Source organism: Pseudomonas sp. E45-MNA-CIBAN-0222, from assembly GCF_040310405.1.
Lineage (GTDB): Bacteria > Pseudomonadota > Gammaproteobacteria > Pseudomonadales > Pseudomonadaceae > Stutzerimonas > Stutzerimonas stutzeri_AC.
In genome coordinates this window covers 29,650-49,800 of sequence record NZ_JBEOPU010000018.1, presented here as the reverse complement: position 1 = coordinate 49,800, position 20,151 = coordinate 29,650, and the positions used below count along the sequence as shown (strand labels likewise).

Annotated in this window: 19 protein-coding genes; 14 read left to right on the top strand and 5 right to left on the bottom strand. The window is 61.2% G+C overall.

Annotated features, from left to right (window positions below):
* Positions 1 to 91: 91 nt before the first annotated feature.
* Positions 92 to 454 (bottom strand): YgaP-like transmembrane domain, encoded by a 363-nt coding sequence (locus AAEZ08_RS20670; RefSeq protein WP_181067309.1) that lies wholly within the window; start codon positions 452 to 454, stop codon positions 92 to 94.
* Positions 455 to 746: 292 nt separating this feature from the next.
* Positions 747 to 2,780: a S9 family peptidase gene (locus tag AAEZ08_RS20665; RefSeq protein ID WP_500125048.1), complete on the bottom strand. Its 2,034-nt coding sequence runs from the start codon at positions 2,778 to 2,780 to the stop codon at positions 747 to 749.
* 439 nt (positions 2,781 to 3,219) lie between these two features.
* Between AAEZ08_RS20665 and fadB the strand changes: the two genes are divergently transcribed.
* From fadB to AAEZ08_RS20640, 5 genes are all read left to right on the top strand, one after another.
* Entirely contained in the window at positions 3,220 to 5,367 is a 2,148-nt protein-coding gene (fadB, locus tag AAEZ08_RS20660) for a fatty acid oxidation complex subunit alpha FadB (protein ID WP_500125047.1), read from the top strand.
* Between the two features lie 18 nt (positions 5,368 to 5,385).
* Positions 5,386 to 6,561 carry an acetyl-CoA C-acyltransferase FadA gene (fadA, locus tag AAEZ08_RS20655; protein WP_003285577.1) on the top strand — a complete coding sequence of 392 codons (1,176 nt, stop codon included), beginning with the start codon at positions 5,386 to 5,388 and terminating at the stop codon, positions 6,559 to 6,561.
* Positions 6,562 to 6,695: 134 nt separating this feature from the next.
* Positions 6,696 to 6,929, top strand: coding sequence for a DUF1653 domain-containing protein (locus tag AAEZ08_RS20650; RefSeq protein WP_003285576.1), 234 nt, complete (start codon positions 6,696 to 6,698; stop codon positions 6,927 to 6,929).
* Positions 6,930 to 7,218: 289 nt separating this feature from the next.
* Positions 7,219 to 9,822, top strand: a complete 2,604-nt coding sequence (topA, locus tag AAEZ08_RS20645; protein ID WP_102819838.1) for a type I DNA topoisomerase — start codon at positions 7,219 to 7,221, stop codon at positions 9,820 to 9,822.
* A gap of 136 nt (positions 9,823 to 9,958) precedes the next feature.
* On the top strand, positions 9,959 to 10,477 hold the full coding sequence (locus tag AAEZ08_RS20640; RefSeq protein WP_003285572.1) for a DUF6586 family protein: 519 nt from the start codon (positions 9,959 to 9,961) through the stop codon (positions 10,475 to 10,477).
* 16 nt (positions 10,478 to 10,493) lie between these two features.
* Here AAEZ08_RS20640 and AAEZ08_RS20635 read toward each other — a convergent pair whose 3' ends face one another.
* Positions 10,494 to 11,333 (bottom strand): DMT family transporter, encoded by an 840-nt coding sequence (locus AAEZ08_RS20635; protein ID WP_003285570.1) that lies wholly within the window; start codon positions 11,331 to 11,333, stop codon positions 10,494 to 10,496.
* A 215-nt stretch (positions 11,334 to 11,548) separates the two neighbouring features.
* Between AAEZ08_RS20635 and AAEZ08_RS20630 the strand changes: the two genes are divergently transcribed.
* Positions 11,549 to 11,785: a hypothetical protein gene (locus AAEZ08_RS20630; protein WP_058064459.1), complete on the top strand. Its 237-nt coding sequence runs from the start codon at positions 11,549 to 11,551 to the stop codon at positions 11,783 to 11,785.
* A gap of 74 nt (positions 11,786 to 11,859) precedes the next feature.
* Here AAEZ08_RS20630 and sulA read toward each other — a convergent pair whose 3' ends face one another.
* Together sulA and lexA are read right to left on the bottom strand one after the other, a co-directional pair.
* On the bottom strand, positions 11,860 to 12,336 hold the full coding sequence (gene sulA / locus AAEZ08_RS20625) for an SOS-induced cell division inhibitor SulA (RefSeq protein ID WP_003285565.1): 477 nt from the start codon (positions 12,334 to 12,336) through the stop codon (positions 11,860 to 11,862).
* Positions 12,337 to 12,347: 11 nt separating this feature from the next.
* Positions 12,348 to 12,956, bottom strand: coding sequence for a transcriptional repressor LexA (lexA, locus tag AAEZ08_RS20620; protein WP_482693359.1), 609 nt, complete (start codon positions 12,954 to 12,956; stop codon positions 12,348 to 12,350).
* A gap of 207 nt (positions 12,957 to 13,163) precedes the next feature.
* Here lexA and AAEZ08_RS20615 point away from each other — a divergent pair, with 207 nt between their 5' ends.
* The 8 genes from AAEZ08_RS20615 (at position 13,164) to AAEZ08_RS20580 (ending at position 20,137) form a co-directional block, all read left to right on the top strand.
* The gene (locus AAEZ08_RS20615) at positions 13,164 to 13,871 is read left to right on the top strand and encodes a TetR/AcrR family transcriptional regulator (protein ID WP_058064458.1); all 708 of its coding nucleotides are present in this window, start codon (positions 13,164 to 13,166) and stop codon (positions 13,869 to 13,871) included.
* Positions 13,872 to 13,910: 39 nt separating this feature from the next.
* A complete protein-coding gene (locus AAEZ08_RS20610) occupies positions 13,911 to 14,435 on the top strand; it encodes a L,D-transpeptidase (protein ID WP_058064457.1) in 525 nt (174 codons plus the stop codon).
* A gap of 15 nt (positions 14,436 to 14,450) precedes the next feature.
* Positions 14,451 to 15,449: a beta-N-acetylhexosaminidase gene (gene nagZ / locus AAEZ08_RS20605; protein WP_483032031.1), complete on the top strand. Its 999-nt coding sequence runs from the start codon at positions 14,451 to 14,453 to the stop codon at positions 15,447 to 15,449.
* Positions 15,450 to 15,472: 23 nt separating this feature from the next.
* Positions 15,473 to 16,210, top strand: coding sequence for an S-methyl-5'-thioinosine phosphorylase (locus tag AAEZ08_RS20600; protein ID WP_500125046.1), 738 nt, complete (start codon positions 15,473 to 15,475; stop codon positions 16,208 to 16,210).
* A 149-nt stretch (positions 16,211 to 16,359) separates the two neighbouring features.
* Positions 16,360 to 16,857, top strand: a complete 498-nt coding sequence (locus AAEZ08_RS20595; RefSeq protein WP_036992184.1) for an LEA/WHy family protein — start codon at positions 16,360 to 16,362, stop codon at positions 16,855 to 16,857.
* A gap of 7 nt (positions 16,858 to 16,864) precedes the next feature.
* The gene (locus AAEZ08_RS20590) at positions 16,865 to 17,053 is read left to right on the top strand and encodes an SEC-C metal-binding domain-containing protein (protein ID WP_482693351.1); all 189 of its coding nucleotides are present in this window, start codon (positions 16,865 to 16,867) and stop codon (positions 17,051 to 17,053) included.
* 7 nt (positions 17,054 to 17,060) lie between these two features.
* On the top strand, positions 17,061 to 17,522 hold the full coding sequence (locus tag AAEZ08_RS20585) for a DUF2489 domain-containing protein (RefSeq protein WP_003285555.1): 462 nt from the start codon (positions 17,061 to 17,063) through the stop codon (positions 17,520 to 17,522).
* A gap of 77 nt (positions 17,523 to 17,599) precedes the next feature.
* Positions 17,600 to 20,137 carry a penicillin acylase family protein gene (locus AAEZ08_RS20580; RefSeq protein WP_500125045.1) on the top strand — a complete coding sequence of 846 codons (2,538 nt, stop codon included), beginning with the start codon at positions 17,600 to 17,602 and terminating at the stop codon, positions 20,135 to 20,137.
* The last annotated feature ends 14 nt before the right edge of the window (positions 20,138 to 20,151 follow it).

Here is a 20,151-nt window from a genome sequence, read left to right as displayed (position 1 = left end):
GAGCTTAGTAACGCTTTACCCGTGAGCCTGCGCCCGGCGGCCATGCCACGACTCGCCGGGCTCAATGTTCCGCGCTTGAATGGGCGCGGGATCAGACGCCGGCAGGCGGGCTTTTCAGGCTGTCATTGCCGGTTACGGTAGTGCCGTTGGTGGCTGCCGCGGCGTTGGCCTGCAATTGCTGGCGATCCTTTTCCGAGCGTTCGAACGGCATGTGGTGCGAGCGGCCTTCGGCCATGCCGGCCTGTTCGTTGATTTCATTGAACACGCGCTTGGCCTCGCAGTGCCCGGTTACGCCACGGGACAGCGCCAGGCCGCCGATACCCAGCTGCAGCAGTCCGCCCAAACCGCCGCGGCTGAGGCCCTTGGCAAGTAAATACAGCCCGCCGGCCAGGGACATGGCGCGCTCCCAGCCGTGGACGTTCTGATTCTGGTGGTTCGAGGACTTGTTGTTCATGGGTGGCTCCGACGAGGACATTCTCAATGAATGACTCTCGCCAGCGCAGGCTGTTCGGTGCCGCAGGTCGGCATCTGGCGGAAACGCCGTTGAAGTGGCTGTTGTGGGAAGCCAAACGGACGCCGGGAGGAGGGAGCCAGGGCGCGCCAATGCGCGGGAACGGTCCTGACCGCGAATCGTGAAAGTGCGACGGACGAACTTCGCGACCAACATCGGCGCGGGGCAGCCGTGCTTCACGGCTGGCCCCGAGGCTGAATGTCTAGCGCAACCCGACAGGCCGCGCGAGAGCGTGCTAAGCCGCCATGCCGAATACCTTGAGCACGAAGGCGTACTCCAGCGCCACGTCCTTGAGCGCCTGGTAGCGCCCACTCATGCCGCCGTGCCCGGCACCGAATTCGGTCTTGAGCAGCAGCAGGTTGTCGTCGGTGCGGGTGGCGCGCAGCTTGGCGACCCACTTGGCGGCTTCCCAGTACTGCACGCGGCTGTCGTTGTAGCCGGCCACTGCGAGCAGTGCGGGGTAGGCCTGGGCGCGGATATTCTCGTAGGGCGCATAGGCCTTGATTCGCTCATGCACCTCCGGCTGATTCGGGTCGCCCCATTCGTCGTACTCGGTGACGGTCAGCGGCAGGTCGGCGTTGAGCATGGTGTTGAGTACATCGACGAAGGGCACCTCGGCGACGGCCGCGCCGAACAGCTCCGGGCGCATGTTCAGCACCGCGCCGATCAGCAGGCCGCCGGCGCTGCCGCCGCTGATGGCCAGGCGCGGCGAGGTGGTGTAGCCGTCGGCCAGCAGCTGCTCGGCACAGGCGATGAAGTCGCTGAAGGTGTTCGGCTTGTGTTCCAGCTTGCCGGCGCGATACCAGGCTTCGCCGAGATCGCCGCCGCCACGCACATGCGCGATGGCGAAGACGAAACCGCGGTCGAGCAGCGACAGGCGCGCATGGGAGAACCACGGGTCGAGGCTGTGCCCATAGGCACCGTAGCCATAGAGATAGAGCGGAGCCGGCTTGCCGAAGCTGTCACGCCGGCCGACCAGGCTGATGGGAATCTGCGTGCCGTCCTGGGCGGTCGCCCAGATGCGTCGACTTTCATAGGCGTCCGCATCGAACGGGCCTTCCACCGGTGTTTCTTTCAGCACTTCCTGCGAGCCGTCGACCAGCGTCAGCTGACGGACTTGTGCCGGTCGGTTGAGCGCTTCATAGCGCAGGCGGATCACCGTGCTAGTGAACTCCAGCGAATTCTGTACGTGCAGGCTGTAGGCCGCATCGGGCAGCTGCAGGCGATAGGGCTGCACGCCCTGCGGCCGCACCTCGATCACTGGTAGGCCGCTTTCGCGCAGGGTCAGGGTGATCGCCTCGGCGTTCAGGCTGACATCCTCGAGCATCACCGCGTCGTCATGCGGGACCAGTTCCTGCCAATGCTCCCGCTCGGGCTGCGCCTCGCTGGCGAGATAGAGGGCGAAGTTGATGCCAGCCTGATTGCTGCGGATCAGCCAGCTCCACTGACCTTCGTGAAGGCCATGATCGGGAAAGTACTCGTGGTCTTCCTGGCGTGGTGCCAGGCACGTCCATTGACCTTCCGGCTCGTCCGCCGACAGCACCCAGGCTTCGCTGGTGGTCTTGCTGTGGGAAAGGATGACCAGCTGGCGCTCGGAGCTGGCGCGGTAGCAATGCACGAAGAAGCGCCCGTCCGGGTCGTGATAAACCTCGTTGCTGCCGGTTTCTCCGAGGCGATGGCGGTAGACCTTGTGCGGACGGTGGGCGTCGTCCAGTTCGCTGTAGAACAGCGTCTGGCTGTCGTTGGCCCAGGTCATGCTGCCGTCGCAATCGTCGAAGGGCAGGGCGGTCACGTCGCCGCTGGCGAGGTCCTTGACGAACAGCCGGTAGATCTCGTCGCCTTCGCGGTCGAGGCTGTAAGCCAGCTTGCTGTGGTCTTGACTGACGCTGAACGCGCCCAGGGAGAGGAAGCCGCCGCCGGCCAGCTCATTGGGGTCGAGCAGCAGCTGTTCGGCGTTCTCGTCAACTGTGAGCGAGCCATCGACCGGGCGCGGGCAGCGATAGTGCCGCGGGTATTCGTCGCCAGCCGTGGTGCGCTGGTAGTACAGCCATGGCCCCCAGGGCGACGGCAGGGAGAGGTCGGTTTCGCGGATGCGGCCCTTGATTTCCTGGAACAGCGTCTCGCGCAGTTCGGCCTGGTCGGCGAGCTGTTCTTCGAGATAGGCATTCTCCGCCTTGAGGTATGCCAGCACGTCTTCGGCATCGCGATTCTCCAGCCAGCGGTAGGGATCGGTACCGGTGTCGGCGCGGGCGATGGGGGCGTGGGACATGTAGTAACTCCGGATTTGGTTCGCGGCCGGTAGGCCGGTGATGGCAAAGAGCGAGATGCGCCAGTGTAACTGCTCGGCTAGGTCTACGATTGACTCGGTGGGTACGGTGCGGTTTCAGCCAGTCGGCCAGCCCGAGCTTGCGATCATCGAGGCAGTGAATGCAGCACGATGGCTGCAGTCGATAATGACCCGACGGTCGCGAAATGTCCGCTTGCAGGTGGCTTTCGGTTAGGCAAACCAGCTGATTGACAATGCTGAGCTTTTCCCCGAAGGTGTGCCGACCCAAATCAAACGGGCGTATGAATCGAGCGTTTGCCAGAGCAGATGCCGGTCACCCGGATTATCGTGTCGGTGGGTGTCGTTCGCCGCAAGGCGCGGCCGAGTAGGGCCGAAGACGTGAGACACGTAACGTTCAGCTTCCATACCTGGAGATCAGTTGATGATTTACGAAGGTAAAGCCATCACGGTTAAGGCTCTTGAGAGCGGCATCGTCGAATTGAATTTCGACCTCAAGGGTGAGTCCGTCAACAAGTTCAATCGCCTCACTCTCAACGATCTGCGCCAGGCCGTCGATGCCATCAAGGCTGACGCGTCGGTGAAAGGCGTCATCGTTACCAGCGGCAAGGACGTATTCATCGTCGGCGCCGACATCACCGAATTCGTCGACAACTTCAAGATGGCTGACGAGGAACTGGTCGCCGGCAACCTCGAAGCGAACAAGATCTTCAGTGATTTCGAAGACCTGGGCGTACCCACCGTGGCCGCCATCAACGGCATCGCCCTGGGTGGCGGTTTCGAAATGTGCATGGCCGCCGACTATCGCGTCATGTCCACCGCCGCCAAGGTCGGTCTGCCGGAAGTGAAGCTGGGCATCTACCCGGGCTTCGGTGGCACCGTGCGCCTGCCGCGCCTGATCGGTGTGGATAACGCCGTCGAGTGGATCGCATCCGGCAAGGAAAACCGCGCCGAAGACGCGCTCAAGGTTCATGCAGTCGATGCCGTGGTCGCTCCGGAGAAGCTGCAGGCCGCTGCACTGGATCTGGTCAAGCGCGCCATTTCCGGCGAGCTGGACTACAAGGCCAAGCGTCAGCCGAAGCTGGACAAGCTCAAGCTCAACGCCATCGAGCAGATGATGGCTTTCGAAACCAGCAAGGCCTTCGTTGCTGGCCAGGCCGGCCCGAACTATCCGGCCCCGGTCGAAGCCATCAAGACCATCCAGAAAGCCGCCAACTTCACCCGTGACAAGGCCGTCGAAGTCGAGGCCGCCGGCTTCGTCAAACTGGCCAAGACCTCGGTTGCACAGAGCCTGGTCGGCCTGTTCCTCAGCGATCAGGAGCTGAAGAAGAAAGCCAAGGCCTACGACAAGCAGGCGCGTGACGTGAAACTGGCTGCCGTACTCGGCGCTGGCATCATGGGTGGCGGCATCGCCTACCAGTCGGCCGTCAAGGGCACGCCGATCCTGATGAAGGATATCCGTGAAGAGGGTATCCAGATGGGTCTGGACGAGGCCTCCAAGCTGCTCGGCAAGCGTGTTGAAAAAGGTCGTCTGACCGCTGACAAGATGGCTCAGGCGCTCAACGCGATCCGCCCGACCATGTCCTACGGCGATTTCGGCAACGTCGACATCGTCGTCGAAGCCGTGGTCGAGAACCCGAAGGTCAAGCACGCCGTGCTGGCCGAGGTGGAAGGGCACGTTCGCGAAGACGCGATCATCGCCTCCAACACCTCGACGATCTCCATCAATTACCTGGCCCAGGCGCTCAAGCGTCCGGAAAACTTCTGCGGCATGCACTTCTTCAACCCGGTACACATGATGCCGCTGGTGGAAGTGATCCGTGGCGAGAAGACCAGCGAAGTGGCTATTGCTACCACCGTCGCCTACGCCAAGAAGATGGGCAAGAGCCCGGTCGTGGTCAACGATTGCCCGGGCTTCCTGGTCAATCGCGTGCTGTTCCCGTACTTCGGCGGCTTCGCCCGCGCTATCGCCCACGGTGTCGACTTCGTTCGCGCCGACAAGGTGATGGAGAAGTTCGGCTGGCCCATGGGCCCGGCTTATCTGATGGATGTCGTCGGCATGGACACCGGCCACCACGGCCGTGACGTGATGGCTGAAGGCTTCCCGGATCGCATGAAGGACGACACCCGCACGGCTGTCGACGTCATGTACGAGGCCAACCGCCTCGGCCAGAAGAACGGCAAGGGCTTCTACGCCTACGAGATGGACAAGAAGGGCAAGCCGAAGAAGGTCGTCGATGCCGAGGCCTACGAGCTGCTCAAGCCGATCGTTGCCGAGACTCGCGAGCTGTCCGACGAGGACATCATCAACTACATGATGATCCCGCTGTGCCTGGAAACCGTGCGCTGCCTGGAAGACGGCATCGTCGAGACCGCTGCCGAAGCCGACATGGGCCTGATCTATGGCATTGGCTTCCCACCCTTCCGTGGTGGTGCGCTGCGCTACATCGATTCGATCGGCGTCGCCGAGTTCGTCGCGATGGCCGACAAGTACGCCGACCTGGGCCCGTTGTACCACCCGACCGCGAAGCTGCGTGAGATGGCTGCCAACGGCCAGCGCTTCTACGGTTAATCGAGGGAGAGAGAATTCATGAGCCTGAATCCAAGAGATGCAGTCATCGTCGACTTCGGTCGCACCCCGATGGGGCGCTCCAAGGGCGGCATGCACCGTAATACCCGCGCTGAAACCATGTCCGCACACCTGATCGACGGCGTGCTGGCGCGCAACCCGAAGATCGACCCGGCCGAAGTCGAGGACGTGATCTGGGGCTGCGTGAACCAGACCCTCGAGCAGGGGTGGAACATCGCCCGCATGGCTTCGCTGATGACGCGTATCCCGCACACCAGCGCCGGCCAGACCGTGAGTCGCCTCTGCGGTTCGTCCATGAGCGCCCTGCACACTGCCGTGCAGGCCATCCAGACCAACAACGGTGACGTGTTCGTCATCGGTGGTGTGGAGCACATGGGCCACGTCAGCATGATGCACGGCGTGGACCCGAACCCGCAGCTGTCGCTGTACGCCGCCAAAGCGTCCGGCATGATGGGCCTGACCGCTGAAATGCTCGGCAAGATGCACGGCATCACCCGTGAGCAGCAGGACGCCTTCGGTGAGCGTTCGCACCGCCTGGCGCACAAGGCCACGCTGGAAGGCAACTTCAAGGATGAGATCATCCCGATGGAAGGCTACGACGAGGACGGTTTCCTCAAGGTCTTCGATTACGACGAAACCATCCGTCCGGACACCACCCTGGAAAGCCTGGCTGCGCTGAAGCCTGCGTTCAACCCGAAGGGCGGTACCGTGACTGCAGGTACTTCCTCGCAGATCACCGACGGTGCGTCCTGCATGATCGTCATGTCCGCCCAGCGCGCCAAGGATCTCGGCATCCAGCCGTTGGCCGTGGTTCGCGCCATGGCACTGGCTGGCGTTGACCCGGCAATCATGGGTTACGGCCCGGTGCCGTCCACCCAGAAGGTGCTCAAGCGCGCCGGTCTGACCATGGACGACATCAGCCACGTCGAGCTGAACGAAGCCTTCGCTGCACAGGCTCTGCCGGTGCTCAAGGACCTCAAGCTGCTCGACAAGATGGAAGAGAAGGTCAACCTGCATGGCGGCGCCATCGCCCTGGGTCACCCGTTCGGCTGCTCCGGTGCGCGTATCTCCGGCACCCTGCTGAACGTGATGAAGCAGAACAACGGTACGATCGGTATCGCCACCATGTGTATCGGTCTAGGCCAGGGGATCAGTACGGTCTTCGAACGCGTCTAACAGACAGATGCAAATGACTGCGCTAGGCTGACAGCCAATCTCGCTACTGAGCGGGAATATGATTGTCAGCCGGTGCATGGAAGCCGGGGCCTGGTGCCCCGGTTTTTCTTTTTTGTATTTGTGTGGAGGTAGGCATGCAGTTGCAGCCGGGGCGTTATCGCCATTACAAGGGGCCGGAGTATCGCGTGTTCGCCGTTGCGCGGCACTCCGAGACCGAGGAGTTTGTGGTGTTCTACCAGGCGCTGTATGGGGAACGCGGACTTTGGGTGCGCCCGTTGTCGATGTTCAGCGAGAGCGTCGAAGTCAACGGCGAAACGGTCCCGCGTTTTGCACTGATCGAAGCCGAAAAGAGTGTTTTTGAAGGCTGAGCTGGCATGCGGCCATCAGGCTCGCCCTTGACCTCACGTCCATCGCCACTATATATAGCGGTGCTTTTTAGGCAGAGCGAAAACCTCGACGTCTGGTTTATGGCATCGAACCGCTGCTCTGATTCGCACCAGACGGAGCCGAGCAGCACAAATTGTCCTGCCAGGTCGGCCCGTTCGCAAAACGCGCACTAACGTACGCCGATGCCTTGCCGATTAGCGCCGGTACGGGTATTCAAACTGTCGGAGGCGCCGCCTCTGTTCACCTCTAGATTCAGGAACTCTCCTCTCCATGGGTAAATCGCTGGTCATCGTGGAATCACCGGCCAAGGCCAAGACAATCAACAAGTATTTGGGTAACCAGTACGTGGTGAAGTCGAGTATCGGCCATATCCGCGACCTTCCCACCAGCGGTTCTGCCAACAAGGAGCCGGTCAAGCGCGGCAAGGCCGCGGCCGCCGAGGCGCCAGCGTTGTCGCCGAAGGAGAAGGCCAAGCGCCAGCTCGTCACGCGTATGGGCGTCGACCCGGAGCACGGCTGGAAGGCCAAGTACGAGATCCTGCCGGGCAAGGAGAAGGTCATCGAGGAACTGCGTCGTCTGGCCAAGGAAGCCGACACCATCTATCTCGCGACCGACTTGGATAGAGAGGGGGAGGCCATCGCCTGGCACCTGCGCGAATCGATTGGCGGCGATGACAGCCGCTACAAGCGCGTGGTGTTCAACGAGATCACCAAGAAGGCGATTCAGGAGGCGTTCTCCAAGCCTGGTGAGCTCGATCTGAACCGGGTCAACGCGCAGCAGGCGCGTCGTTTCCTTGATCGTGTGGTCGGCTACATGGTGTCGCCGCTGCTGTGGGCGAAGATCGCCCGCGGTCTGTCTGCCGGTCGCGTGCAGTCGGTGGCGGTGAAGCTGGTTGTCGAGCGCGAACGCGAGATCCGTGCTTTCGTTCCGGAAGAATACTGGGAAGTACACGCAGACCTGGCGAATGCTCAGCAGGCCAAGGTGCGCTTTGAGGTCGCGCGTGAAAACGGCGAAGCCTTCAAGCCGCTCAACGAAGCGCAAGCCACTGCTGCACTGGATAAGCTCAAGGGCGCGCACTACAGCGTCAGCAAACGCGAAGACAAACCGACCAGCAGCAAGCCCTCGGCCCCCTTCATCACTTCGACCCTGCAGCAGGCGGCGAGCAATCGCCTCGGCTTCGGCGTGAAGAAGACCATGATGATGGCTCAGCGCCTGTACGAAGCCGGTTACATCACCTACATGCGTACCGACTCGACCAACCTCTCCGCTGATGCGGTCGGCATGGTGCGCGGTTTCATCGAAAGCGAGTTCGGTGACAAGTACTTGCCGGAGAAGCCGAACGTCTATTCGAGCAAGGAGGGCGCCCAGGAGGCGCACGAGGCGATTCGCCCGTCCGACGTCAACATGCGGCCGACCCAGCTGTCAGGCATGGAGCGTGATGCCGAGCGCCTCTATGAGCTGATCTGGCGCCAGTTCGTTGCCTGCCAGATGCCACCGGCACAGTACCTGTCCACCAGCGTGACCGTCGCTGCCGGCAATTTCGAGTTGCGCGCCAAGGGCCGCATCCTGAAGTTCGACGGCTACACCAAGGTCATGCCGCAGCAGAGCAAGGCCGGTGAGGATGACGTCTTGCCAGAGATGAACAAGGGCGACGACATGAAGCTGCTCAAGCTCGACCCGAGCCAGCACTTCACCAAGCCGCCGGCGCGCTACTCCGAAGCCAGCCTGGTCAAGGAGATGGAGAAGCGCGGTATCGGCCGGCCGTCCACCTACGCCGCGATCATTTCGACGATCCAGGACCGCGGCTACGTCTCGCTGCACAACCGCCGTTTCTATTCGGAGAAGATGGGTGACATCGTCACTGAGCGTCTGTCCGAGAGCTTCAACAATCTGATGGATTACGGCTTCACTGCCGGCATGGAAGAGCATCTCGACGACGTAGCCCAGGGCGAGCGCGACTGGAAGCACGTGCTGGACGAGTTCTACGGTGACTTCCGCAAGAAGCTCGAGGTTGCCGAAGCCAGCGAGAACGGCATGCGTGCCAACCAGCCGACCCTGACCGATATCCCCTGCAAGGTCTGCGGTCGGCCGATGATGATCCGTACCGCTTCCACCGGCGTGTTCCTTGGCTGCTCCGGCTACAGCCTGCCGCCGAAGGAGCGCTGCAAGTCGACGGTCAACCTGATCCCAGGTGACGAGATTGCGGCCGATGACGAGGGCGAGTCCGAATCCCGCGTGCTGCTTGGCAAGCACCGCTGTCCGATCTGCAGCACCGCGATGGATGCCTATCTGCTCGACGAGACGCAGAAGCTGCATATCTGCGGCAACAACCCGGATTGCTCCGGCTACGAGATCGAGAAGGGCCAGTACCGCATCAAGGGCTATGAAGGTCCCAGCCTGGAATGCGACAAGTGCGGCAGCGAGATGCAGCTCAAGACCGGCCGTTTCGGCAAGTTTTTCGGTTGCACCAATGCCGAGTGCAAGAACACCCGCAAGCTTCTGAAGAACGGTGAGGCCGCGCCGCCGAAGATGGATGCGGTGAAGATGCCCGAGCTCAAGTGCGAAAAGGTCGATGACACCTACGTGCTGCGTGACGGCGCTTCCGGGCTGTTCCTGGCTGCCAGTCAGTTCCCGAAGAATCGCGAAACCCGCGCGCCCCTGGTGCGTGAGCTGATTCCGCACAAGGACGAGATCGATCCCAAGTACCACTTCCTGCTCGATGCGCCGCAGAAAGATCCGGAAGGCCGCTTTGCGGTCATCCGCTTCAGCCGCAAGACCAAGGAGCAGTACGTGCAGACCGAAGTGGACGGCAAGCCGACCGGCTGGAAGGCGTTCTACGACGGCGGCAAGTGGAAGGTCGAAGACAAGCGCTGATTTCGCTGCGGTCGACCACTCAGCGGGTCGGCCGGAAGGCGCGCGTTCTTCAGATCGGCTGACGCTTCGTCAGCCGATCTGGTGCGGCAACCTGTGAAGGTCCATTCTCTGTTCATCTTCTTTCGGAGGGCACGCCATGGCTCACGAGCTCTACACGCGCACCAATCAGAAGATCTTCTTCGCCGGCTTGTCACTGGAAAGCTGGCGCAAGGCCGAAGAGTCTGCGTCGATGAATTCTCAAGGCATGATTCAGGCTGAGCGCGAGGCTTGCCTGTTCCACCTCTACGGTGCCTTGCTTGGACTGTGCCATGAAATCGCTGGTTACTACCGATCGCCCGGTGCGGATGCGCCGATGGTCGAGGCGTTTCTAACCCGTAGCGTGCTCGAGGCTGCGCCGAGCCCGGAGCTCGCCGAATTGCTGGAGTTGTCGGAGCAGCCAAGCACCTGGCTCGGACAGTTGCTTGCTGCCTACAAGCAGCTTTTCCAGCCGCCACGCGCTCCTGCCAAGGCCAAGACCGATCCGCGGCAGCCGCTGATCGAGGCAGTCAGTGTCGAGGATGAAGTGCCGCCGCTGTCGCGTGTCGAGCTGGAAGCCTGGCGACAGAACCTCAAAGGCCTGGCGTTGCGTTTTCGTGAGTCGCTCACCGAGTGGTGACAGCGGTGCCGCGGTATCAGCTGCGGTGCCTGATGCTCAGGACCATGGCGATGCCGCCGAGAATCGCCGCGCCTGAGATAATCAGCGTTGCCGTTAGCGCTTCATTCAGCAGCACAGCCCCGGCAATGGCGGTGAGTAGCGGAACGCTGAGCTGCACGCTCGCCGCCTGTATTGCCACAAGACCGGGCAGCGCTGCGTACCAGATGGCATAGCCGACGCCAGATGTCAGCGCCCCGGAGAGCAGGGCGTACATGATTCCTGGCGCATCCCATTGCTGCTGGCCAAGCATCACCAGACAAAGCACTGCAGCGAATGGCACGGCCTTGATGAAATTGCCCGCAGTTGCTGCCAGAGGATTGCTCGCGCCCCGTCCGCGCAGCGAATAGATGCCCCAGGCAACACCGGACAGCAGCATGAGCAGTGCCCCATCCAATGCTGGTGCACGGCTTCCCGGCAGTAGCAGGATCAGCAACCCACTCAACGCCAGCAGCAAACCGCCAATCTGCCCGCCGCTGAAGCGCTCGCCGCGCAGCAAGCCCCACGCAAGCATGCTCAACTGCACTGCGCCGAATAGCAGCAGGGCGCCCGCTCCGGCATCCAGATTGATATAGGCATAGGAAAAACTGGCCGCGTAGACGAACAGCGCCAGGGCGCTCAACCAGTCGCCGCCTGCTGATTGTCTGGTCTTACCGATCTGTAACAGAAGCCAGAGCGTGAGTGCTCCGGCAAGGATCCGTAGACCGGTAAAACTGGCAGGGTCGATGGCGGTGTCCCGTAAGGCGATACGGCAAAGTATGGAATTGCCAGCGAAGGCCAGCATGGCCAGAGCGGTAAGCAGAAGTATGCGAGTGGTCATGCGCAAGTCCTTATTGCGAGGCACGGCGTGCACGCGCTTTTTTCAGCGCATGCTACGTGGCACTGCCTCATGTGCGTACCGTTTTCTGGAAGTGGATGGTTTGATTGCGCTCGCAGTGCATGCGTCGATGGGCTGCATCGGTTCTGCGACTCAGCAAAGGCTGCCCAGAGACTGGTCGGCTGTTACAATGGCGGCCTTTCACGCGGAGCTGATCCATGCCTACATCTTTTCTGGAAATCGTCGAGCTACCGGACGGGCGCATCGTGCTTCGTCGTGCCGAGGACGAAGAGGTGCTGGTCACGTTGGATTTCTCCAGCGATGCCAAGGCGTTCCTGCAGGGGCAACACGTCGAGATCGCCAAGGCGATGTTCAACGTCGGCGTTCAGATGGCTGGCCGTATGTCGGAAGGTGATTTCGAGCGTGACGATGACGAGCCGCGTGTTCTGCACTGAGCGTGCTGGAACTCGTACGCAGTACCGTCAGGACCCCATAAGCGATGTAACGGCACTTCCCTGTGCTCTGTCGCTCAGCATCCCAGGCGAATATTCAAGCTCTGCGCATCGCCCAGGCTCGCTGCAGCACGGAGCTTGCTGCGGGTCGCACCATTGAGCTGATCAAACCAACTGACCACGGTATGGCTGCAGCCTGAAGCCAGAGCCTTGCAGGCAAGCTCCAGCGCGCCTTCCGCGTCGCGTGGTTGCAGCAGGATGATCCGTTCGCGATTCAGGCCGCATTTACGCAGCCAATTCTGCGAGAGGAAAGCGGGCGGAGCGATAAGCGTCAGCCACCGACTGTCTGTCGCATCACCGAGTTCACGCAGGACTGGAGCGAGCAACAGGTGGCAGTGTTCGCTGCTGCCGCTCAGGCTCAACTCGCTCAGGTGTTCCTTTTCCTGCTCGGGCTTGGTGCGTGGTTTAAGACTGCCGAACGGCGCCAGGCTTTGCGCTATGACGCCGTCGAACAATGAAAGTTGGGGCCGGGAAGTGCTGGTCTGGTACTGCATGAACCTTCTCCTTAGCGGCGTATGACGCCGACACTCAAGCCTTCTATCACCAGTTCCTGCTGTTCGAGGTCCACCTCGATGGGCGCGAACTCGGGGTTCTCCGCCAACAGCCAAATCTTCTTGCCGTCACGCTTGAAGCGTTTCACCGTGACTTCGTCGCCAATGCGAGCGACTACGATCTGGCCGTTGCGCGCTTCGCGGGTGGTGTGCACAGCGAGCAGGTCGCCGTCGAAGATGCCGATATCCTTCATGCTCATGCCATGCACGCGTAGCAGATAATCGGCACGCGGATGGAAAAAGCCTGGGCTGATCTGGCAGGATTCCTCGACATGTTGCTGCGCCAGAATCGGCGCGCCAGCTGCAACGCGGCCGATGATCGGCAGGCCATTCTCGGATGCGGCGGGTTCGAAGTCTGGAATACGTATCCCGCGGGACGCGCCGGGCGTCATCTCGATAGCACCTTTGCGGGCAAGGGCCTTGAGATGCTCTTCGGCAGCGTTGGGCGACTTGAAGCCGAGTTCCTGAGCGATCTCTGCGCGAGTGGGCGGATACCCATTGTCTTCCAGGCAGCGCTTTATGAACGCGAGGATTTCCGTCTGGCGAGGCGTCAGCTTGATCATGTCGGTCTCTGTTCTTTTATACAGTGACTGGGATTATATACAGTGATCAGGCCTTGGCAACGAATGTTTCGAGCGCGCAGTTACTCCGCCCCGCTGGCGACATGACGCGTCTGCGACAATGACGCTAGTGCCACAAGGCGTTTCGTGGTTGACTTGCCGGTCGGTGAAACGTAAGTTTCAAACAGTTGTTTGTCTTTCGGAGGGGGCATGGCGCAGTCGGAAACAGTTGAGCGCATTCTTGATGCAGCGGAACAGCTGTTCGCAGAAAAAGGCTTCGCCGAAACCTCGCTTCGCTTGATTACCAGCAAAGCTGGGGTCAACCTGGCTGCGGTGAACTATCATTTCGGTTCGAAGAAGGCTCTGATCCAGGCCGTTTTCTCGCGATTTCTCGGTCCATTCTGCGCCAGCCTTGAGCGCGAATTGGATAGGCGTGAGGCGTTAACCGATAAAAAGGACACGCTCGAAGAGTTGCTGGAGATTCTTGTCGAGCAAGCCTTGGCGGTGAAACCGCGTAGCGGCGATGATCTCTCTATCTTCATGCGCCTTTTGGGCCTTTCTTTCAGCCAGAGTCAGGGCCATTTGCGACGTTATCTGGAAGACATGTACGGCAAAGTGTTCCGCCGCTACATGCTCAAGGTGCATGACGCAGCCCCGGCCATTCCACCTATCGAACTGTTCTGGCGCGTGCATTTCATGCTGGGGGCCGCGGCATTCAGTATGTCCGGTATCAAAGCGCTGCGCGCGATTTCCGAGAACGACTTCGGCGTCAGAACATCGATCGAACAGGTCATGCGCATGATGGTGCCGTTTCTCGCAGCGGGTATGCGCGCCGACAGTGGTATCGATGACACGACGCTGGCCGCGGCTTTACCGATCGGGCGGCGTAACGCGGTGGCCATTCCGGCAAAGGCTTGATCTACAAGCCTGCCGGCTGATCGGCTAAGCTAGCCGCCCATGGTATCTCTCGATCTTCTGCATATCTCTATTGCTGATCAGCAACTCTACGGTTTCGCTGGCGGGCGGCTATGTCTGCGTTTTCCTGTTTCCACCGGACGCAACGGCGTCGGTGAGCAGAATGGCTCTGGCTGCACGCCACGTGGCATGCATCAGGTGCGTGCGCGAATCGGTGACGGCCTGCCTGCGGCAGCGGTTTTGCGAGGGCGGCGCTGGACCGGCGAGGTTTGGTCTGCGGCCCTTCACGATAGCTTTCCTGGGCGAGATTGGATCCTGACTCGTATCCTCTGGCTCAGTGGGTGTGAGGCGGGAGTCAATCGAATGGGGGCGGTCGATACGTTCCGCCGTTACATCTACATTCACGGCACTCCTGATTGCGAGCCGATGGGCGTGCCTCTTTCTCACGGCTGCATTCGCATGCGCAACGCCGACCTGCTTCAACTCTTTCCATTGGTGCCGCCTCACTGTGCGGTGAGCATCGACGAGGCGTCCTGTCCGAACTGGGTCGCCGCCGAACTCGAATAAGGATCCCTTCTGCCTATGCACGGTTCACTGATGCTGGACATCGCCGGTACCTGGCTGACTGCCGAGGATCGGCACCTGCTACGCCAGCCCGAGGTGGGCGGGCTCATTCTGTTTGCGCGAAATATCGAGCATCGGCGCCAGGTCGATGAACTGTGCCGCTCGATCCGAGCTGTTCGGCCGGACTTGCTCTTGGCGGTGGATCAAGAAGGCGGCCGCGTGCAGCGGCTACGCCAGGGCTTCGTAAAGCTTCCGCCGATGCGTGAACTGGCACGTTGCACCGATGCCCCGCGGCTAGCCGAAGCCTGCGGTTGGGTGATGGCGACTGAGGTGCTGGCTGTAGGGCTGGATTTCAGTTTCGCGCCGGTTCTTGATCTCGACCATCAGCGCAGCGCAGTGGTGGGAACGCGAGCATTCGAGGGTGATCCGCAGAATGCTGTGGTGCTGATCGACGCTTTCATCCGTGGGATGCATGCTGCTGGCATGGCGGCCACTGGAAAGCACTTTCCCGGTCATGGTTGGGCCGAGGCGGACTCTCACGTTGCCATCCCCGTCGATGAGCGAAGCCTCGAAGAGCTGAGCGGCTGTGACTTGATTCCCTTCCGGGCACTTAGCGGCAGCCTGGACGCGATCATGCCTGCGCATGTGATCTATCCTCAGGTCGATGACCAGCCCGCGGGCTTTTCGCGACGCTGGCTGCAGGACATTCTGCGTAGCGAGCTCGGCTTCAAGGGCGTGATATTCAGTGATGATCTGTCGATGGCCGGTGCGCATGTCGCCGGGGATGCGGCTGACCGGATTCAAGCTGCCTTGGCTGCTGGTTGTGACATGGGGCTGGTGTGCAATGATCGGGCGGCAGCGGAGCTGGCGTTGGGTGCGCTACAACGCCTGGGCGCTACACCTCCCTCTGCGCTTTCTAGCATGCGCGCTCGTAGCGAATACGCGGTGGATTACAAGCAGAACCCTCGTTGGCTGGACGCCATGGGCGCGCTGAAGGCCGCCGATCTGATCGCCTGACTTTTCTCTTTCAAGGATTACCCATGACAGTCCATGCCATCATCGGCGGTACCGGCCTGACTCAGTTGAGCGGTTTCAAGATGCAGCGCGCGCAGCTCATCGATACGCCTTATGGGCGTCCGTCCTGCGAGATTCTGCGTGGCGAATACGGTGGGCGAGAGGTGCTGTTTCTGGCCAGGCACGGGCATCCGCATCGCATTCCGCCGCATCAGGTGAACTATCGCGCCAATCTGTGGGCATTGAAGCATGCCGGCGCCGAAGCGATCCTCGCGGTCAATGCAGTGGGCGGCATTCATTCGGCCATGGGCACAGGTCATTTCTGCGTACCCCATCAGATCGTCGATTACACCTATGGGCGCGAGCACACCTTCTTCGAAGGCGATATCGACCACGTAACCCATATCGACTTCAGCTATCCCTATGACGAAGCACTGCGCGAACGCTTGATCGGCGCGTTGGCCGCCGAGGGTTATGCATTCAGCAGCCACGGCGTGTATGGCTGTACGCAGGGGCCGCGTCTGGAAACCATTGCGGAGATTGCCCGCATGGAGCGCGATGGTTGCGATATCGTCGGCATGACTGGCATGCCAGAGGCCGCTCTGGCTCGCGAGCTCGATCTGCCTTACGCCTGCCTGGCCCTCGTGGTGAACCCGGCGGCGGGAAAAGCGGCCGGGGTAATCACCATGGCGGAGATCGAGGCTGCCCTTGCGGCTGGCATCGGCAAAGCGCGGCTGGTACTCGCCAGGGTTCTCGGGAATTGACAGCTTGTTGCGCAGGTGCACCGCGGTACTGCTGCGTTCATCTGAAACAACGTTGTCATATTGCGGCATGAGACTGGTATTTTTTGCGGCGGACACCATTGCGGCAAGCATGCCGCTTGCTACACTTGACCGTCCTTTGGAGTACCGGAATGTTTTGCCAGGCACACACAATAAGAATTCTTAGAACGGTCGTGTTGCTGACGCTGCTTGGCGGCATGGCCGGTTGTTCGACCTGGTTCTCAGGGAATTTCAAGGATCCCAAGGTCGAGCTCACCAAAGTCGATATCATCAAGGCAAGGTTGCTCGAGCAGCAGTTCATGCTGCGCTTTCGTATCGACAATCCCAATGATCGTAGCCTGCCAGTTCGCGGGCTCATCTATACCGTTCATCTCAACGATGTAGAGCTGGCCAGCGGCGAGTCCAGTGGCTGGCTGACGGTGCCGGCCAATAGTTTCGAATACTACGAGGTTCCGGTGCATACCAACCTGTGGCGGCACATGAAGTACATTGTGCGACTGCTGGAGAAGCCCGACCGTCCGATCAGCTATCGCCTGGCCGGCGAGCTCAAGACTGGTTTGATGGCGGGGCGGCGCGTGCACATTTCCACAGATGGCGAGATAATCCCGGGCAACTTTATTCCGGAGTAGTACCCAGATGAGTCAAGAACCCCACGTGCATGGTCCCGACTGCAATCACGATCACGGCCATGACCACCACCACGTCCACGGGCCGCATTGCAATCACAGCCATGAACCTGTGCGCAATCCGCTGAAGGACGTTGGTCGCAACGATCCTTGCCCTTGTGGCAGCCAGCAGAAGTACAAGAAATGCCACGGCGCTTGAGCCTGTCATGACCTTGGCTCTCGGTCTGCTCGTCGTCGCCGCGTTGCTTATTGCTGCGTTAGGCGGTTATGCGCTCTATCTCTGGCGCCGTGTATGGCGCAATGAGCATCAGCAGGTGGAGGCCCGGGCGAAGCAGCAGGCGGCGTTGGCAGAGGATCTGCGGATACTTGCCAGCTGCCTGCTGGACGGACAGTTGCCGCTCATTGAAGGCGCCATTCGAATCAAAGTGCTGCTCGACAATTATGACGTGGCGCTGGGGCAGCATCCCCGTTGCCAGGTATTCCAGCAGCTATTCGAGGCCACTGAGCAAGTGCCAACCCATGCCGCCTGGAAGGCGCTGGACAAGCATGAGCGGCGCCGGCACGAGGCGCAGTTCAGCGCGCTGGAGTTGCAACACAAGGCCGAGGCACGGCGTTCGGCGCGTTGGCTGCTCGACGAAGCGTTGCCAAAATCGCGTGACGCGGCCTGATAGACCGATCTTCTTCGCTGTACACCCTCTAAGCTGTTAGCACTCTTTTCTCTTGCAAGCTCGCACAGGAGTCCTAGATGTCTCTGCGTCTGTCGTTCGCAATGGTTCGCCTGACGTTGGGGGCCGCGCTCGGCCTGGCCGGCCTCGGCGGTTGTCAGGCCTATCTCGATAATCGCTATAGCGCGAGCCTGCCGCCGGCACAGGGCATTCAACCGCTGACCGGGCTTGCGGGCAGTGCGAGCATCCGGCGCAACTCGCTGGGTATGCCGCTGATCGAAACCTCATCGTTCCATGATGCGCTGTTCGCGATGGGCTACATCCATGCGACTGATCGTCTGAGCCAGATGGTCAGCCTGCGGTTGATGGCGCAGGGGCGCCTGGCGGAAATGGTCGGGCCGGGTGTGCTGGAGACCGATCGCTTCATGCGTGCAGTCAATCTGCGTCAGAGCGCTGAGCTGCTCTATCGCGAATCCTCGCCGCGGATGAAGAAGTTCTTCGAGGTCTACGCCCGCGGGGTCAATGCTTACCTGTATCGCCATCAGGACAGGCTGCCGATGGACCTCGCCGAGTCCGGCTACAAGCCTGAGTACTGGAAGCCTGAGGATTCGGTGCTGGTGTTCTGTTTGCTCAACTTCGGCCTGTCTCAGAACCTGCAGGAAGAGGTTGCCGCACTGCTGCTGGCGCAGAAGGTGGGTAGCGACAAGCTGGCCTGGTTGCTGCCGATCTACCCGGACGAGGCGTTGCCGTTTGCTGAAGCCGAAAAGCTCAAGGGCCTCGCTCTGAGTGGATCAGTGCCCGGGCTGGCGGCAATCGAGCAGGCAGCGCAACACTTGGCGGCGTTAACTCCCACTGACATGGCTGCCTCCAACAACTGGGCTATTGCCGGTAGCAACACCCGGAGTGGCAAGCCGATTTTGGCTAACGACACGCACTTGCCACTGTCGATGCCTTCGTACTGGAATTTCATGCAGATACGCGCACCGAAATTTCAGGCGGCGGGCGTCACTATCGCCGGCGTACCTGCGGTTGTGGCCGGCTTCAACGGCAAGCTCGGCTGGGGCATGACCATGGTCATGGGTGACAACCAGGATCTGTTTCTCGAGCAGATCCGCCGCGAAGGCTCGCGTCTGATGTATCTGGCCGATGGCAAGTGGCTGCCGGCCCGCGAGCGGCACGAAACCTACTTCGTCAAAGGCGAGCGGCCGATTCGCGAGACCATCTACGAAACCCGCAATGGGCCTCTGCTGAACACGGCGCTCGGCGAGCGCAAGCACCCCTTGCAACCGCTACAGCTCCGCAGTGGTTACGGCCTTGCGTTGAAAACCACGCAACTGGAGGCCGATCGCACGCTCGACGCCTTCTTCGACCTGTCCCGCGCGCAGTCGGTGGATCAGGCCTTCGAGGCGACCCGTGAAATTCGTGCAACCGCGCTGAATCTGGTTTTTGCCGATCAGCAGGGAATCGGTTGGCAGGTCACCGGACGTTTCCCAAATCGTCGCGAGGGATTGGGGCTGGTGCCGTCGCCGGGTTGGGACAATCGTTATGAATGGGACGGCTTCGCTGATCCGATGCTGCATCCCTACGACCAGGATCCTATCCAGGGCTGGCTGGGCACCGCCAACCATCGCAGCGTGCCGCGTGGTTACGGAATGCAGCTTTCCAACTCCTGGTATGGCCCCGAACGCTATGAGCGGCTGGCGGAGTTGGCGGGGCGGGGCAAGCACGACACCCGCAGCACCATCGCGATGCAGTACGACCAGATCACGCCGTTCGCCGCCAAGCTCAGGGTAATGTTCGAGGCGCCGGGCATGGCCGAGCCGCTGCGCAAGGCAATCGATGCGCTGCCGGCCAGTGAGCAACACAAGGCGCGAGAAGCGCTGGATCGGCTGATGGCCTTCGACGGCAAGCTGGCTGCGGATTCGGCCGATGCCGCGCTGTATGGCGCTTTCCTGCACGAAAGCGCACGGCAGATCTTCCTTGATGAGCTAGGGCCGGAAGATACGCCGGCGTGGCGTGCGCTGGTGCAGACGGCCAACACGTCCTATTCGGCGCAGGCGGACCATTTGCTCGGACGTGAAGACAGCCCGTTCTGGAACGACCAGCAGACTGCGCAAACCGAAGACAAGCCAGCGATTTTGGCACGCAGTCTTGCTGGTGCCGTGAGTCTGCTGGAAGGCCGCCTGGGCAATGATCGCAGTGCGTGGCAGTGGGGCAAGCTTCACACGGCCAGCTGGACCTCTGGCGCAACGCAGCTGGCGCCGCATATGCCGGCCAGCCAGCGGAGCAAGATCAACGCCATCGGTAGCTACCTCGACCGTGGCCCCTATGCCATGGGTGGCGATCACAGCACTCTGAATGCCTCGGCCTACAGCATGGGGGCGAACTTCGATACCTGGCTGATCCCGGCGATGCGCATCATCGTCGACTTCGGCCGCGACGAGCCGATGATCGGTCTCAACAGCTCGGGCCAGTCAGGCAACCCGGCCAGCCCGCACTACGCCGACGGTATCGATGCATGGATGAGGGCGCAGTACATGAGCTTCCCGTTCAAGACGGAGAATCTCGACAAGGTCTACGGCACGCAGCGCCTGTTGCTGACACCTGCTGGTAAATGACGGGAGCGCCGCAC